Genomic DNA, 15417 nt, shown 5'->3' with positions numbered 1-15417 from the left:
GCCGCGGCATTCAACCTGCTTCGTCCCCCACAAACTGCACGACCGCGCCGCCGCTGCCGTAAAGCGGCGCATATTCAAGCACTTCGGCGCGTTTGATTGTTCCCTTCAACGCGCCCAGCACCCAGTGGAAATGCTTGAACCCCATGTCCACGCGGGCCTCCCGCGCGTAGTGCGGAATCTGTTCGCGCAGTGCGTCGACGTCGCCGGACTCAAGCAGGCCCAGCATCCGCTGGTTCCAGGCGTCGTCCGATTCGCTAAGAATGCGGTCGTGCTTGGGCTCCACGGGCTCGCGGAACATTGAATTCGACAGGCCGCCAATGCCCAGCACGGCAACACGCTTGCCTTGGCGGCCGGCGCACTCGGCCGCCAGACGTCCAAGCGCCTCGGTCTGCGCGCCATCGTGGTACAGATTGTTGGCGGCAATCGACACAGGCAGCCCCTGGGATCCGAAACCCATCATGGTGCTGGCGGCGATGGTGCCGGTATCGATCGGAAAGCCGTCATAGTCCACGCCCCGCGCGTGAACGCCCGCGGAGCCGCAGGCATCCACGCAGGCCTGGGCCAACGGCACGTCGCTGAGGATGTCAAAAGGCAGTTCGCCAAACTCGTGCCAGTTCTCGTCCACGTGCACGCCCGTGCTGCGCGCCCGCGTGATCCACAGCTGATCCAGCACGGCCATCCATTGCGTGGAATAGACCAGCACGCAGTCGGGCCGCGATGCTGCCAGCGCCTGGCCGGCGACGCGCATGGCGTCGGCCAGCCGGCCCCACGGCGCAACGTCGGGCCGCAATTGAGGCAGCGGGCTGCCCGGAACCAGGAATGCGGATACGACGGTCATTGTGATGTCTCCGGCTGGTGCGGGGCCGCCCGCGCAATGCGTGACAGGCCGGCGTCTTGCAGATTCCATTCCATGACGGCGTTGCCGGTGCCGATGACCGAGCCGTATCCATAGAAGCGGCCCGGCAGCTCGGGATAATCCATTGCCGCGTGCATCCACGTGAAAGCGCCGGACTTGACCTCGGCGAAGGCCTCGTCGATGAATTGAGGCAGCAGTTGAAAGGTCTCGCGCATCCGGCCCTGCCGCATCAGCTCGATCATTCTGATGTCCCACTTGTAGCCGTCGTACCGTTCGGGATGTTCCTTGGACATGTCTTCGGGTATTTCCGGCTCTTCGTGAAAATGCCAGTGCGACAGGGTATTGCTGGCCAGCAGCACCGCGCGCCGGCCGGACTTGCGGATGGCTTCGCGCGTGGCGCGGCCCAGCAGGTCCATTTCGCCAAGGCCCTCTTTGGTGTCCAGGTAGTAGGGCGTGTTGTTGGCGGAAATGCCCACTACCGGTATGTCCCACTGCGGACGCACCATATGCAAGGTGGTGATGGTGCCGTAGTCGACCCGGAATCGCGGATTGCGCATCATCTTCGTGACCAGGCCGGCGCGGCGCCCTTCCTCGCAACACGCTTCGGCAAGCTCCACATCAACGTTCAGCGAAAAATCGTAGCGGAACAGGTTGGGAAAGATGGGGTCCACCGATTTGCCGGTCAGCCGGGGCACGCCCAGGAAGTGGTGACCGACCTGAGTGATCCAATGCGGGGAATGCACCAGCAGCACGTCCGGCTTGAGCCGTTCGATGCTGTCGCGCGCATGGTCGTACGCCCAGCGCAGCGTTTCCCAGCCGCCTTGCGACCGGGGTTCATTCTGCGGCGGGTTTTCGCCATAGACCAGATGAGGAGGATGGGGGGCCAGGAAGCCCGAGAGAATCTCGCCGTCTTTCATGGTTGTCTCCGTGGTGGCCACTGGGTCTTGCCATGCGACCTTTGGCCGGACTGACACGCGATACGACAGGCGCCGCCATGCAGCAGCATCATTAATTACGTATACGTACTAATAACCGAAAAATGTGGCGAGCATCTCTAGGGACATTCCCTGTAGGACGCTCGCCCGTCTCGCCTGCTGATTATTCCTGCCCCTGCCCCTCGCCCTGTCCGCGCTGCGCCTGCGCCAGAAAATCCAGCACCGCCCGGTACGACCCCTGGTTGCCGGCCGCGTTGGCCGACGGCGTGCCGCCCGCGTCCAGCAGCAGGCCCGACATCGCATGCGGCTTGTTGATCAGGGTGGCAGGCAGATGGGGATAGTGAACATGGTGGCCCGCGCCCGCGCAGACATGGTGCAATGTCGGCAGCGCGTGGGCCTGGCGCTGGCGCACCACCATTTCCGAATAGGCGGTGCTGGGCCAGAAGCCATCGTCCGATGCGCTGACCAGCATGACCGGGCCGGGGTAGTTCTCGATCGGAATCCTGGCGCGTTCAAATGCGGCGCTGTCCCGCGTGGCGCTCAGGAACGCCAGCGTCTGCCGGTACGGTGGTTCAGACGCATAGGCCGCTTCCCAATCCGCCGTGGCGTTGTCCTGCCACAGATGCGGCAGCGGCCGCCCTTCCCTGGTCCAGACTTGGGCGTTGCGACCCGTGCCGGGCGCCCCCGCGCTGACCACGCCATGCATCACGGGCGATGGCACGTAAGCCACCACCGCGCTGACCAGATCCGGATAGTGCGACGCCACCAGCAAAGAGGTCTCGCCTCCGCGGCTAATGCCGGACACCGCGACGAAGCCATCGCGCGGCCTCAGGGTCTGGCGCACCCATTTCAATGCCGCTTCAAAATACTCCAGCGGCAAGTCGTTCAGATACTTGGGCCTGCCGTCGTAGTTGAAGATGGCCAGCGCCAGGCATTGGTATCCACGCGCCGCGAACAAGGCCGCGCGCGGCGCATTCACCCCGCCCGACGAACCGTTCATGTAGATCACGACAGGATGCGGCCCCGGGCCAGCGGGCGTGTAGAGTTCGCCCGCCAAGGTCATGCCGCCCAAGTCCTCACGCACGGAGCGATACGTGACGCCTTCCGCCAGAAAATCCTGGGTCAGCGTGGCCTCGGCGGCCAGCCCGCCGCCTTCGGCTCGGATCCGCACGGTCAGCGCATCGGTCTTGTCGGGCGGGAACACCACGCGATCCATGTCCTGACACACCATGGACCACACGATGCCCATTGCCGAAGGCTCGGCATAGCTTCCCGACACCGGGCAGTCTCGGCTCAGGTCCAGACGGCCGTCGTGGCCGGCCACGAACACGGCTTCGGACTGCCACGCCGCGCCGCACATGTGCATGCTGGCCGTGACGGTGATGAATGCGTAGGGCGGAAATCCTTCGATGCGGATGTCGCGCTCAACGTCGATCAGCGCGCGTTCGGGGGAAATGGTGATGCGAGGCTGCGTCACGGGGCTGCCCTCCTCAGGCTTTCAGATCGGTCTTGGGTACGCCGTTGGTCTTGATGACCCCGGCCCACATGGCGGATTCGTCCGCGATCACTTTGTCCAGATCGGCTGACGAGGTGAATTCCACCGCCACACCCTGGTCCGCGAACTGCTGTACCAGACTGGGGTCGCGCGTGCCTTCGCGCACCGCGTTTTCCAGTACTTTCACGACATCCGCCGGCATGGCTGCGGGGCCCGAAATCATCATGCGCGTATACAGTTCAAAGCCGTCCACGCCCGCCTCTTTCATGGTGGGCACGTCGGGCAAGCTGGATAGGCGCTTGTCGGCGGTCACCGCCAAGACCTGCAACTTGCCGGACTTGATGTTGGGGAGTGCCGACGTCGGAAAGTCGAAGGTGCTTTGCACCGTGCCCGCCATCAAATCCAGTAGCGCGGGGCCGCTGCCTTTGTACGGCACGTCCTGGAATTGGGTGCCGGTCTTTGACTGGAAATGCAGCAACGCCAGATGATTGATGACGCCGCGCCCCGCATGGGCGCAGGTGATATCGCCAGGTTTTTTCTTGGCCAGCGCAATGAATTCCTGCACGTTCTTCACGCCCAACGCCGGGTGCACGATCAGCAGCATGGGCGACTTGCCCATGGACCCCAGTTGCTTGAAGTCCGACTGCTGGTACGGCAGGTTGTTGTAGAGCAACGGGTTCAGGATCATGCCGTTGGTGCCGGCAAACCCCAGCGTATAGCCGTCGGGCTCGGCCCGCGCGACCGCCACCGTGGCGATGATGGCTTGCCCGCCCGGTCGGTTTTCGACGATGACGTTCTGCTTCAGCGCCTTGCCCATGCGTTCGGCCAGCGCGCGCGCGGCAATGTCGGTCAGGCCACCGGGTGCAAAGCCCACCAGCAGGCGCACCGGGCGCGTCGGAAACGTGTTCTGGGCCCAGACGGGGCGAGACATCAAGGGCAGCGCGGCAAGCGCGCCCAAGGCATGGCGGCGGGACATTCGCATACGGATCTCCGGGCTGGGGCGAAGGCAAGATAAAGTATCTTGTATGCAATTTGGTCCGCCCGCCATTTAGGGATATCCCGAAAAGAGAAATGCCGGCAATGCCGGCATTTCCATTCTCAAGCGCCTACGCAGGTGCCCTACTTGAACCCGGCTGCGGGGTCGTCGCTGCCGTAAGTGCTGGTTCCATACGTCGTATCCACTTCGATCTTCACCTTGCTGGCGTCGACCTGCGCTTCGTCGCTCTTGTAATGCATGACCAGCCCCGGGAAGGCCAACACGGCAACCACCATCGCCAACTGGATGACGATGAACGGGATGGAGCCACGGTAGATCTGGCCCGTGGTGACGGGTTCGATCATCTTGCCGGTGACCTTGTCCCGATACCTGTCCTTGGGCGCGACGGATCGTAAATAGAACAGCGCGAAGCCGAACGGCGGATGCATGAACGAGGTTTGCATGTTCACCGCCAGCAAGACGCCAAACCAGATCAGATCGATGCCCAGCTTGTCAGCCACCGGCCCCAACAGCGGCACGATGATGAAAGCCAGTTCAAAGAAGTCCAGGAAGAACGCCAGCACGAAGGTCAGCACGCTGACCGCGATCAGGAAGCCCAGTTCGCCACCCGGCAGGCTGATCAACAGGTGCTCGACCCACAAGTCTCCGTTGACGCCACGGAACGTCAGGCCGAACACCGTGGAACCCACCAGGATGAACACCACGAAGGTGGACAGCTTGGTGGTGGTGTCCATCGCCTGCTTCATCAAGTTCAGCGTGAGACGGCCACGGATCAGGGCCATGACGATGGCGCCCACGGCCCCCATTGCGCCGCCCTCGGTGGGCGTGGCAACACCGATGAAGATCGTGCCCAGCACCAGGAAGATCAGGAACAGCGGCGGAATCATCACGAAGGTGACGCGCTCGGCCAGGGCCGACAGCAAGCCTATCTTGAAGATCTTGTTGACGCCCGCGATGATGAAGGCGGTCAGCCCCCAGATCAGCAGCGACAGCACGATCTGTTCGTCCACCGGCGCGGTGTCGGCTTCGATGTACTGGCCGACGAAGTACGCCGACAAGGCCGAAATCACCATCAGCACCAGCAGCGAGCGGCCGCCGCGCGTGCCGTTGTCTTCGCGGAACGAGCGGGCCTCTTCAGGCAACGCGGGCGCCGAGTCCGGCTTCAGGTACGACTTGATGATGACGTACACCACATACGTGCCCGCCAGCAGGAAGCCCGGGATGATCGCGCCACGGTACATATCGCCGATGGAGCGGCCCAGCTGGTCGGCCAGGATGATCAGAACCAGCGACGGCGGGATGATCTGCGACAGCGTGCCGGACGCAGCGATGATGCCGCTGGCCAGCCTGCGGTCATAGCCGTATCGCAGCATGATAGGCAGCGAAATCAGGCCCATCGAGATCACCGACGCCGATACGACGCCCGTGGTTGCCGCCAGCATCGCGCCCACGAACACCACCGCAATCGCCAGGCCTCCGCGCACGGTGCCGAACAATTGGCCGATGGTTTCCAGCAAGTCTTCCGCCATGCCGGATCGTTCAAGCACCAGCCCCATCAGGGTAAAGAATGGCACCGCCAACAAGGTGTCGTTGGCGATGATGCCGAAGATGCGTTGCGGCAAGGCCTGGAACAAGGCGACATTCAGCAGCCCCAGTTCAATGCCCACCAGCGCGAAGAGAATGCCGTTGGCCGCCAGCGCGAAGGCCACGGGAAAGCCCATCAGCAGGAACACCACCAGCGTGGCGAACATGATGGGGGCCATGTTTGCAGTCAGAAATTCCATGGTCAGCGTCCGTCCTGTCCGTTCTGGTCACGGGCGCCGCCTGGCGCCTTCCCGCCTTGCGCCGCCAGGGCGCGTTCCTCACGCTGCCGCGCTTCTTCCGCGATTTCCAGGGCCAAGGCTTCCTCGGCGGAAATATCGGTTGCGCGGGCGCCTGGATCGGGACACTTGCCCATCAGGAAACCGATGCACTTGATCAGATGCGACAAGCCCGCCAGCACCAGCAAGGCGAAGCCAATCGGAATCAGCAGCTTCACCGGCCAGCGCACCAGCCCGCCGGTGTTGGACGACTGTTCGTTGCTCACGAACGAATCCATGAACACCGGCCACGACAAATACGTGATCAGCAGGCAGGCGGGCATCAGGAAGAAGATGACGCCGAAGATATCGATATAGATCTGCTTGCGCCGTGGCAGGCGCGAGGACAGCACGTCGACGCGCACGTGCTCGTTGCGCAGCAGCGTATAGCCCGCGGCCAACAGGAAGATGGCGCCGAACAGGTACCACTGCAACTCAAGCCAGGCGTTGGAACTGATCTGGAAGACCTTGCGGACGACGGCGTTGCCAGCGCTGACCAAGACGACGACCAGCGTCAGCCACGTCACGCACCGGCCGACCACCGTGTTGATCGCATCGATCAAACGGGATAAGGCTAATAGGGCATTCATGTTGGATTTCCGAACCGGCGCAGGGCATGGCACGCGGTCAATATGCAAAACGAGAGAGGAGAGAACCCGCAAGCGCGCGCGAATGCGGCACATCCGCGCGCGCCGGCACGATCAAATCCGCGGCTTACTTGCGGTTGATCGTGCCCATGTAGCTGTCATAGCTGCCTTCGGCGACACGGAACCAGGGCAGTTCGTTGTCGCGGAAGTTCCTCATGCTTTCGTAGACTTTCTTGAACACCGGGCTCTTGGCGCTCATTTCGTCATACAGCTTGACGGACTCGGCGAAGCAGGCGTCCATCACGGGCTTGGGGAACGATTGCAGCTTGGCACCCTGGGCAATCAGGCGGCGCAGCGCGGCCGGGTTTTCGGCGTCGTACTTGGCGATCATGTCGTTGGTCGCCGCGGCCGAGGCCTGCGCAAGAATGGCCTGGTAGTGCTTGGGCAGCTTGTTGTAGGCGTCCTGGTTGACGTACAGCGAGACTTGCAGCGTGCCTTCCCACCAACCCGGGTAGTAGTAGTGCGGGGCGACCTTGTTGAAGCCCAGCTTTTCATCGTCATAGGGGCCGATCCATTCCGCCGCGTCGATGGTGCCCTTTTCCAGCGCCGGGTAGATGTCGCCGCCGGCGATCTGTTGCGGCACGACGCCCAGGCGCGACAGCACGGCGCCCGCGAAGGCGCTGACGCGGAACTTCAGGCCCTTCAGGTCATCGACCGTCTTGATTTCCTTGCGGAACCAGCCGCCCATCTGCGTGCCCGTGTAGCCGCAAGGGAAGTTGACGATGTTGTAGGTCTTGAAGACCTCGCGCAGCAGCGACAGGCCGTCGCCGTGGCGCATCCAGGAATTCATCTGGCGCGTGTTCAGGCCGAACGGCACGGCGGCATCGAAGCTCAGGACGGGGTCCTTGCCGTAGTAGTAGTACGACGCGCTATGGCCGCATTCAATCGTGCCATTCTGCACGCCGTCCAGCACTTGCAGGGCCGGGACGATTTCACCGGCCGGGAACACGCGAATGGAAAACTTGCCGCCAGTCGCCTCGGACACGTACTTGGCGACGCTTTCACCGCCCGAAAAAATGGCGTCGGCGCTACGCGGAAAACTGGATGCCAGGCGCCAGTTCAGCGTGGGGGCTTCCTGGGCAATGGCGGGCACTGCCAGGGTGGCGCCACCCGCTGCGGCCCCCAAGGTGGCTTTCTTCAAAAACGAACGGCGTTGCATGCAAGTCTCCCAACTTTGGATAAAGTTTTTTCCGGTCCCGGGGCGATTTGGTGGAGCCCCTGGCGCGATCCAGTGGGTAACAAATGGTCGCGCTTTATGATTTTCGGAGCGATGCTATCGGCAAATTTATGTCGGGACGTAGCGGGAAAACCCTTGCCGTAAGTTTCGTGAAATCTTTCTCCTTCGGACGGCTGGTATGACCAGCGGGGGCCAGAAGTGCTTTCTGCACTGCTTAATGTGCCGTATCAGTTGGTGTCACACGACCTTGGCCGCTTGAATAAGAGACCACCCCTATATAACTAGAAAATATTTAGTGTGCCTTGCCCGGTTCGGGGGAGGTCCTGGGTGCTGCCCCCTGCTCTGGCCCCTGCTCTGGCCATTGCTGAGGCACTTTGCGCAGTTGGGCAGGGTCGTAACCCAGGTCGCGCACCTTGTCGACCAACCGCGCGTATTCGGCATCAGGCAAGCTGGGGGTACGCGCCATGATCCACACGTAGTCGCGCTTCGTCCGGCCGATGATCGTCTGCGGGTAGTGCTCGTCCAGGTAGGCAATGACGTATTCCGCCTGGATTGGCCAGATGAACTGCATGCCCCACACGGCATTGCCGGTGTCGGGCTGCACCGTGCCCACCGGACGCATGGTTTCCACGTCGGCCCCGAAGCCGCCGTGCCGGTAGCGGAAGGTGGTTTGGATGCGGCCATCGGGCAACAAGGCGTAGGACTCCACCGCATTGAACGACTGTCGCTCGGGCCAACTGGGGATGCCGGCGATCACGTACCAATCCCCCATGAAACGGGAAATATCCACCTGCGTCACAGGCGGCATGGGCGGCGGGCTGCCGCAACCCGCCAGCGCCATGACGCCGACGATCATGCCGGCCGCCATCCTGGCCACGAGCGGCGCTCTCGCGAATTCACGCATGGCTGCCCCTTTCAATCCGGCCGCGTGTAGCGGTAGTGCGCGATCATCCATTGCTGCCCGCCGTCGTAGTCGAACAGTTCCGCGCAAGCCATCCAGAACATGCGCCAGCGCTGGAACCACAACGGCGCCAACCGAGCGCCATATGCTTGTTCCAGCACCCGCATCACCGCCTCCCGGTTGGCGTCCTGATTGGCCAGCCAGTGATTGGCCGTGCGCGCATAGTGGCGGCCATCGACCCGCCACGACGCCTCGATCCGAAGGTCTTGCTGGAACCACAGCAAAGTGTCCGCCGACGGCATGATGCCGCCCGTGAAGAAATGCCGGCCCAGCCAGTTGTCCGCCCCCTCGGTCTCGAACGGGTACATCAGATCGCGGTGGGCGAAGATATGCACGAAGAGCTTGCCGGCGGGCCGCAGCCATGAATGGATCCGGGCCAGCAGATTCTGGTAATTGCGCATGTGCTCGAACATTTCCACCGACACGCAACGGTCGAATTCCGCCAGCGGCAATTGCAGCGTGTTCACATCACACGTGATGACGTCGACATTGCCCAGCCCGCGCAACTGGCATTGCTGCTGGATATGCAGCCGCTGCGGCGCCGAATTCGACACCGCCGTGATACGCGCGTTGGGATAGCGTTCAGCCATCCAGAGCGTCAGCGATCCCCAGCCGCAGCCCAATTCCAAGATGCGCTGGCCGTCCGCCAATTCGGCGCGGTTGCCGGTTAGCTCCAACATGGCGGCTTCTGCCTGGTCCAGCGTTTCGCGGCCGGTCGCGTAGTAGCAGCCGGAATACTTCAACTGCCGGCCCAGGCATAGCGTGAAAAACTCGGGTGGCAGTTCGTAGTGTTGCGCGTTGGCGGCATCGGCATGGATGGCCAACGGGCTGAGTCGCAGTTGATCAATCAGCGCCTGATAGCGGTTTGCCTGTTCGCCGGGGCCGCCCGCCCTTTCATCGTGCAGACGCTGCGCGCACAGGCGGCGGATGCCCAGGCGCAACAAGGCGTCGGGCACCAGACCGCGCTCGGCCAGGCCAAGCAGGCCGGGAGCCGGACGGTCCACGGGCAACTGAGCGTCATTGAGTATGGCGGAATTCATCGTTCACTCCCTGGCTTGGCTTCGTTTCTTGCTGCGGTGGATCCGGGCTTTGGAAACCAGGGAACCAGCATCGACGTGGTGCGCTGGTATTCGCGATAGTCCTCGCCCCGCGTGCGCAGCGCTTGCGCCTCGGTATAAGGAATGCCGCTGATCCAGCGCAGGAAAATGAACATCACGATCGGCCCCGACCACGCGAGCCAGGCGGTGGGGTGGCCAGACCCAGCCAGCGCCACATAGGCGAACCAGTGGATCCATTCAAAGAAGTAGTTGGGGTGGCGCGAATAACGCCACAGGCCAAGCCGGCAGGTGTGCCCGTGGTTCGCCGGGTCCGCGCGAAACGCCTCCAATTGCCGGTCGGCCAGTGTTTCGCCGGCAACCGCCACGACCCACACCAGCAGCCCCAACCATTGCCACGCTGTCATGCCCGGTACAGGGTTGGCCGCCACGGCGATGAACGGCAGGCTGCACAACAACACCAGCCCGGCCTGCGCCATGAAGAACAGGTAGAACTTGCCCTGATGACCGTTCCAATGGGCGCGCAAAGCGCGGTAACGGCCGTCTTCCTCTGCGTGACGCACGCGCTGCCAGATGTGGAGCGCCAGCCTGCCTGCCCACAGGCCGCCCAGGATGGCCAGCAGCATCCGTGGCGTGGCGGCGCCCCGCCCTGTCAGCGCGATCAAGACTGCGGCCAGGCCCACGCCCGAGGCCCACAGCACGTCAACGATGCCGGCATTGTGATGACGCCGCTGCCACAGCCAACCCGCGCTCATGAGGGGAACGGCCATCGCCACCACGATCAGAATCTGCATGCCCGGGCTCATCGCGCAGCCCCCGCCGCCAAACTCGCCCGCAGCCGTGAATGCCGATCCCAACGGCCTGCCAGCTTGCACAGCAGGAACATGGCCAACGCCCACCCAAGCGCCAGCCACGCCAGGCCGCGCCAAACGGGCTCGGCGAACTGTATGGCGCCCCAGGTCTTTCCTGCCCCCCAATACGCCAAGGGGCCGCCAGCCAGCCCCAACAGCGCGCCCAGCGCCGGCCGGTCCCGCAAATAACGCAGCGAATGGTTGAAGGTCATGGCGAATGACGCCCACAACGCCAGTATCCAGACCGGCGCTCCTCCCACGGGCAGTGCCGGCCAGGACGCGGCATACCGCGCCCACCCGCCGGCCGCCAGCACGCCGTCCAGCGCCACGCCGCAACAGAGCGCCACCGCCACCAGCCGCAAATCGGCACGCCGGTTGGCCGATATCCAGGCCTGCCCCAACACGAACACCGCCGCCAGTGTCAGGCCGGGCCACGGACTGCCCCGGCTGGCGCCGATCACGGCGGCGAACCAGACGATCTGGTATCCGATCAGGTTGGCCCAGAATCTCATGCCAACGCCTCTGCCTCCCGGCCCGTCCACCGCGCATCGCGCGGCATCGCACCGGGGCGTGCCAGCAGCAGGTGCGACACGCCAATGGCGCGTTCACGGAATCCGCCTTCGCAATACGCCAGGTAGAACTCCCACAAGCGGATGAAGCGTTCGTCGAACCCCTGCCCTCGCACCGCGCCCAGCCGCGCCATGAAGCGCTGCCGCCATGCCTGCAAGGTCCGCGCATAAGACAGGCCGAAGTCTTCCAGATGCACCAAGCTCAAGTCGCTGGCGCGGGTCTTGGCTTCCAGCATCGCCTGGATGGACGGCATGAAGCTGCCCGGGAAAATATGGCGCTTGATGAAATCCACCGCTTTCAGCGCCTGGGCATAGCGATGGTCTTCGATGGTGATGGCCTGGATCAGCGCCATGCCATCCGGCTTGAGCAATTCCGCGATCTTGCCGAAGTACGTGGGCAGATAGGACGCCCCGATCGCCTCGATCATTTCAACCGAGACCAGCTTGTCGAACTGGCCATGCAAGTCGCGATAGTCCTGCAACAGCACGTCCACCCGGTACTGCATGCCGGCGCTGTGAATACGTTGGGTCGCCAATGCATGCTGCTCGCGCGAGATGGTGGTGGTGGTGACGTGGCAGCCATAGTGACGCGCCGCGTGCAGCGCGAAGCCGCCCCAGCCGGTGCCAATCTCGACCACGTGCTGGCCGGGTCGCAGGTCCAGCTTGCGGCAGATCACGTCCAGCTTGCGCATGGACGCCTGCTCCAGCGTGTCATCGTCGCCCGCCCACATCGCCGACGAATACATCATGTCGTCCGACAGGAACAGGCGGAAGAAGTCGTTACCCAGGTCGTAGTGGGCCGCGATGTTGCGGCGGCTGCCGGCGCGCGTATTGCGCCGGCAGGCATGCAGCACGCGCATCGCCACGCTGCCCAGGCGAGCCATCCCGCGTTCCATGCCGTCCACCAACTCACGGTTGCGCGCAAGCAGCCGGATCAGGCCCACCAAATCATCGCATTCCCACCAACCGTGGCCGTAGGCCTCGCCCGCGCCGACGCTGCCGTTGCCCGCCAGCGCCCGGTAGAACGCCAGGTTGCGCACGCACACGCGCACGGGCCGGGACTGCCCGGCATCCGGCACACCCAATTCGACACTGCCGGTGACGTCATCCACGATCAACTGGCCGCCGCGCAAGCCCGCCAGACGCCCCAGCAGGCGCTGGCGCAACAGGCGGTCGGTCCAGGGCAAGGCCGCGGCGGCCTCGGGCGCCCAGGCGTCATTCAGCGCCAGGCGTTCGGAGTCGGAGGGGGATCTCATTGGTTTTCTCCCGATCGGGGTAGGGAATGACGCGGGTGGTCGTACACAGGATTTCGCTTGAGCCAGAGGCGCAGCGCCTGCCAGTGGATGGCGCCGATCACGTTCAAGGTCATCAGCGGGTAGCAGCAGAGCACGCGCGCCAGCGAACGCCCGTTCAGTGCATGTCTTTCCAGCGCCAGGTCGGCCTCGAACTCACGGTTCTGTCCCGACAGGACTTTCATATGCACGTGCAGGTCGTCGCCCGGCGGCGTCAGGCGCCATTCGTAGCGGCGCTCCATCGGCATGAAAGGCGACACATGGAATTGCTTGTCGAAACGCCAGCGCAAGGTCCGACCCATCTGATCGGCGTCGTCCACGGGCAGCACGTAGCTGTGGCGTTCGCGCCAAGGCGTATTGGTCACATCGGCCACCACGGTGTCCAGCGTGATGCCATCGGCCTCAAAGCAGTAATAGAAACTGACGGGGTTGAAGGCATAGCCCGCATAGCGCAGATGGGTCAGCAGGCGGATCGGGCCTTGCGGCGCACGGCCGATCGCCTGGCGCACGCGCAACCGCACGGCATCGGCCAGTGGCATGTCGGCAGGCCCCAGGTAGTCGGCGCGACGCCACTCAGCCAGATTGCGGTGGTTGACCGACCACAGCCAGCGCTGGCTGAACACCTGATCCAGTTCGTCCAGGTCCAGCAGCAGTTGGGCCATGCGGTATTGAAAGGCATGCGCATGCGGCGCGTGGCGGCGGTGGATCACCCTGCCTTCGTAAACGGCGCTATGCATGACGGGCGGCATCACGCTTGATTTCATGTCGGGACCCCAACAGATTGGTGGTGTTTCCCTATATACGGATGGCCCTGCCCGTTGGATTCACTCGGGATAACCCGGATACGCGATCAATCATCGCAGCGGCTGACCAGCGGCATGGCCGCCGCCGCGTCCATGTCTTGCCGGCTGGGCGGTGCATCGCGCTCGGCGGGCGGAAAATCCAGTCTGACGTTCTGCGTGCCGCCCGTGTGGTTACGGAGATTACTGATCCCTTCAAAGCGCCACAGGCGGCGATCCGCCTCTGCATAGCTGACCAAAATGGTGGGCGTCGCAAAGCCATACCAGGCATCCAGCCGCATGCGGATGCGGTAGACCGGCGTGCCGTCCATCACCCGGTCCTGGGCGTCTACCTTCAATTCAAACGCGGCAAGGCGGCTGGGCACCAGAAACGGCACCGCGCGTCCACCGGACTGTTCCAGCTGGCGCCAGTGGCTGCGAACATAGGCATCAAAACCCGCATCGATCACCAGATCCGCCGGTGTTGGCAACGGTGCGGATTCCATCGGCTTGCCCTCGCCCTTCTGCACGTAGACTTCGCGCTGGCTGCCGCTACCGCGCACGCCCTCGCGGTAGCCGTCGCGCTGATCGATCAGATCAAAATTCGGGGCGGGATCATCAACCCTGCCCCGCACCCATTTGCGTGCGAACGGTGCGCCGTCGGGACACTGGTACAGCACCAGGCGCGTCTCGTGGCCGTCGGCTTGAAACACCCAATGCGACTCGCGGTAGCGCTCGCGGCCATCCTCCGCGCCATAGGCGATGCCCCGATAGTGCTGGGCCGGGATGGCGGCAATGTCAGAGGCGGCAACCGCCGCTGGCGCCGCCCAGGCGCCCCCCGCCCCCGCGGCAAGCGCCACCATCGCGGCGACCGCGTGGATGGACGGCGCAATCGGCTGACGACGCATCATTGCGCCCCTTGCCGTGCCAGTCCGGGCGGCGCCCTGTCCGCCTGTTGCGAGGGGTGCAGGACAAACGCCGCCAAGTCGTCCAGCACCGGCGCCCGCCAACGCAGTGGACGCGCCAGCGCCCCGGCCAGCATTGCATGGCCCAGCCGGTCATACAGCACCAAGGTCACGGGCACGTGCGCAGCTTGCAAGGCAGCGGCCAGCGCCTCGGCGTTGCGATGCGGATCAACGGTGGTGTCGTCCAGGCCCGCCATCAGCAACGTCGGCGGCGCGGCCGCGCTGACGTGCGCAATGGGCTGCGAGTCCGGTGGCGTGCCAGGAAAGTGGAATACTGGCTTCACATCGCGCGCCACGATCGGCAAGAAGTCATACGGGCCGGCCATGCCGATCCAGCCGCGCAGCATTGCAGGCGAGGCGCCAAAGCGCGCCAGCCAGCGCGCATCCAGCGCCACCATCGCGGCGTTGTAACCGCCCGCGCTATGCCCGGCCACGTAGACCCGGGCGGGGTCGCCCCCGTACTCGGCGATGTGTTGCAGCGTCCAGGCCACGGCCCGCGCCGAGTCCTCCACAAAATCGGGGTAGGACACGGCGGGGTACAGCCGATAGTCGGCGATGACGGCCATGATGCCGCGCGAGGCCAGCGCATCGCCCACGAACTTGTAGTCCGCACGCGATCCATTGCGCCAACTGCCACCGTAGAAGAACACCACCACGGGCGGCTTGTCCACGCCGGGCGGCGCGTAGATGTCCAGCAGCCGGCGCCCCCCCTCGCCATAGGCCACGTCCGGGACGATCCTGCTGGCATGGTCCGGCACGGCCCCGTTCAACACGGTCAATGGCGAACATGCCGCCAGGGCCAGAACCAGCACGCACGCCAGAACAGCCAATTCCAGCGCGCTACGCATCACGCGCCTGCTCGGGGGGCAAAAGGGTCTGCACGGCCGTCTCCTGATGAGCTAGGGGTTTAGCTCATATACGACGGCGGTGTGCAAATGGATGCAGCGGAGCAAAAACGCTCCGCTGCTGTTTCAAGCTG

Annotated in this window: 15 protein-coding genes; all 15 read right to left on the bottom strand. The window is 64.1% G+C overall.

Features of this window, described 5'->3' with window-relative positions:
* Window positions 1-10 precede the first annotated feature (10 nt).
* Window positions 11-838, bottom strand: a complete 828-nt coding sequence (locus tag HV753_RS11395) for a DODA-type extradiol aromatic ring-opening family dioxygenase (protein WP_175174539.1) — start codon at window positions 836-838, stop codon at window positions 11-13.
* Entirely contained in the window at window positions 835-1773 is a 939-nt protein-coding gene (gene cnbCb, locus HV753_RS11390; protein WP_175174538.1) for a 2-aminophenol 1,6-dioxygenase subunit beta, read from the bottom strand. Before cnbCb ends, HV753_RS11395 begins: the two co-directional genes overlap by 4 nt.
* Window positions 1774-1954: 181 nt before the next feature.
* On the bottom strand, window positions 1955-3268 hold the full coding sequence (locus HV753_RS11385) for an alpha/beta fold hydrolase (protein WP_175174537.1): 1314 nt from the start codon (window positions 3266-3268) through the stop codon (window positions 1955-1957).
* A gap of 13 nt (window positions 3269-3281) precedes the next feature.
* The gene (locus HV753_RS11380) at window positions 3282-4268 is read right to left on the bottom strand and encodes a Bug family tripartite tricarboxylate transporter substrate binding protein (protein ID WP_175174536.1); all 987 of its coding nucleotides are present in this window, start codon (window positions 4266-4268) and stop codon (window positions 3282-3284) included.
* 137 nt (window positions 4269-4405) lie between these two features.
* On the bottom strand, window positions 4406-6067 hold the full coding sequence (locus HV753_RS11375; protein WP_175174535.1) for a TRAP transporter large permease: 1662 nt from the start codon (window positions 6065-6067) through the stop codon (window positions 4406-4408).
* Between the two features lie 2 nt (window positions 6068-6069).
* A complete protein-coding gene (locus HV753_RS11370) occupies window positions 6070-6732 on the bottom strand; it encodes a TRAP transporter small permease subunit (protein WP_175174534.1) in 663 nt (220 codons plus the stop codon).
* 124 nt (window positions 6733-6856) lie between these two features.
* On the bottom strand, window positions 6857-7948 hold the full coding sequence (locus tag HV753_RS11365) for a TRAP transporter substrate-binding protein (RefSeq protein WP_175174533.1): 1092 nt from the start codon (window positions 7946-7948) through the stop codon (window positions 6857-6859).
* Between the two features lie 310 nt (window positions 7949-8258).
* Window positions 8259-8870 (bottom strand): lipocalin family protein, encoded by a 612-nt coding sequence (locus tag HV753_RS11360; protein ID WP_175174532.1) that lies wholly within the window; start codon window positions 8868-8870, stop codon window positions 8259-8261.
* 11 nt (window positions 8871-8881) lie between these two features.
* Window positions 8882-9967, bottom strand: coding sequence for an SAM-dependent methyltransferase (locus HV753_RS11355; protein WP_175174531.1), 1086 nt, complete (start codon window positions 9965-9967; stop codon window positions 8882-8884).
* Window positions 9964-10776, bottom strand: a complete 813-nt coding sequence (locus HV753_RS11350; protein ID WP_246288231.1) for a DUF1295 domain-containing protein — start codon at window positions 10774-10776, stop codon at window positions 9964-9966. Before HV753_RS11350 ends, HV753_RS11355 begins: the two co-directional genes overlap by 4 nt.
* Window positions 10777-10784: 8 nt before the next feature.
* Window positions 10785-11345, bottom strand: coding sequence for a DUF2878 domain-containing protein (locus HV753_RS11345; protein ID WP_175174529.1), 561 nt, complete (start codon window positions 11343-11345; stop codon window positions 10785-10787).
* Window positions 11342-12658 (bottom strand): SAM-dependent methyltransferase, encoded by a 1317-nt coding sequence (locus HV753_RS11340; protein WP_175174528.1) that lies wholly within the window; start codon window positions 12656-12658, stop codon window positions 11342-11344. The genes HV753_RS11345 and HV753_RS11340 overlap by 4 nt, the downstream gene beginning before the upstream one ends.
* Entirely contained in the window at window positions 12655-13458 is an 804-nt protein-coding gene (locus HV753_RS11335) for a DUF1365 domain-containing protein (RefSeq protein WP_246288230.1), read from the bottom strand. The genes HV753_RS11340 and HV753_RS11335 overlap by 4 nt, the downstream gene beginning before the upstream one ends.
* 86 nt (window positions 13459-13544) lie before the next feature.
* Window positions 13545-14384, bottom strand: a complete 840-nt coding sequence (locus HV753_RS11330) for a hypothetical protein (protein WP_175174527.1) — start codon at window positions 14382-14384, stop codon at window positions 13545-13547.
* Window positions 14381-15286, bottom strand: a complete 906-nt coding sequence (locus HV753_RS11325) for an alpha/beta hydrolase (RefSeq protein WP_175174526.1) — start codon at window positions 15284-15286, stop codon at window positions 14381-14383. Before HV753_RS11325 ends, HV753_RS11330 begins: the two co-directional genes overlap by 4 nt.
* Window positions 15287-15417: the final 131 nt, after the last annotated feature.

The sequence above is a fragment of the Achromobacter pestifer genome (assembly GCF_902859625.1).
GTDB lineage: Bacteria > Pseudomonadota > Gammaproteobacteria > Burkholderiales > Burkholderiaceae_B > Achromobacter > Achromobacter pestifer.
Note: the sequence above shows the minus strand (reverse complement) of the source record. Positions and strands in the feature narration are given on the sequence as shown.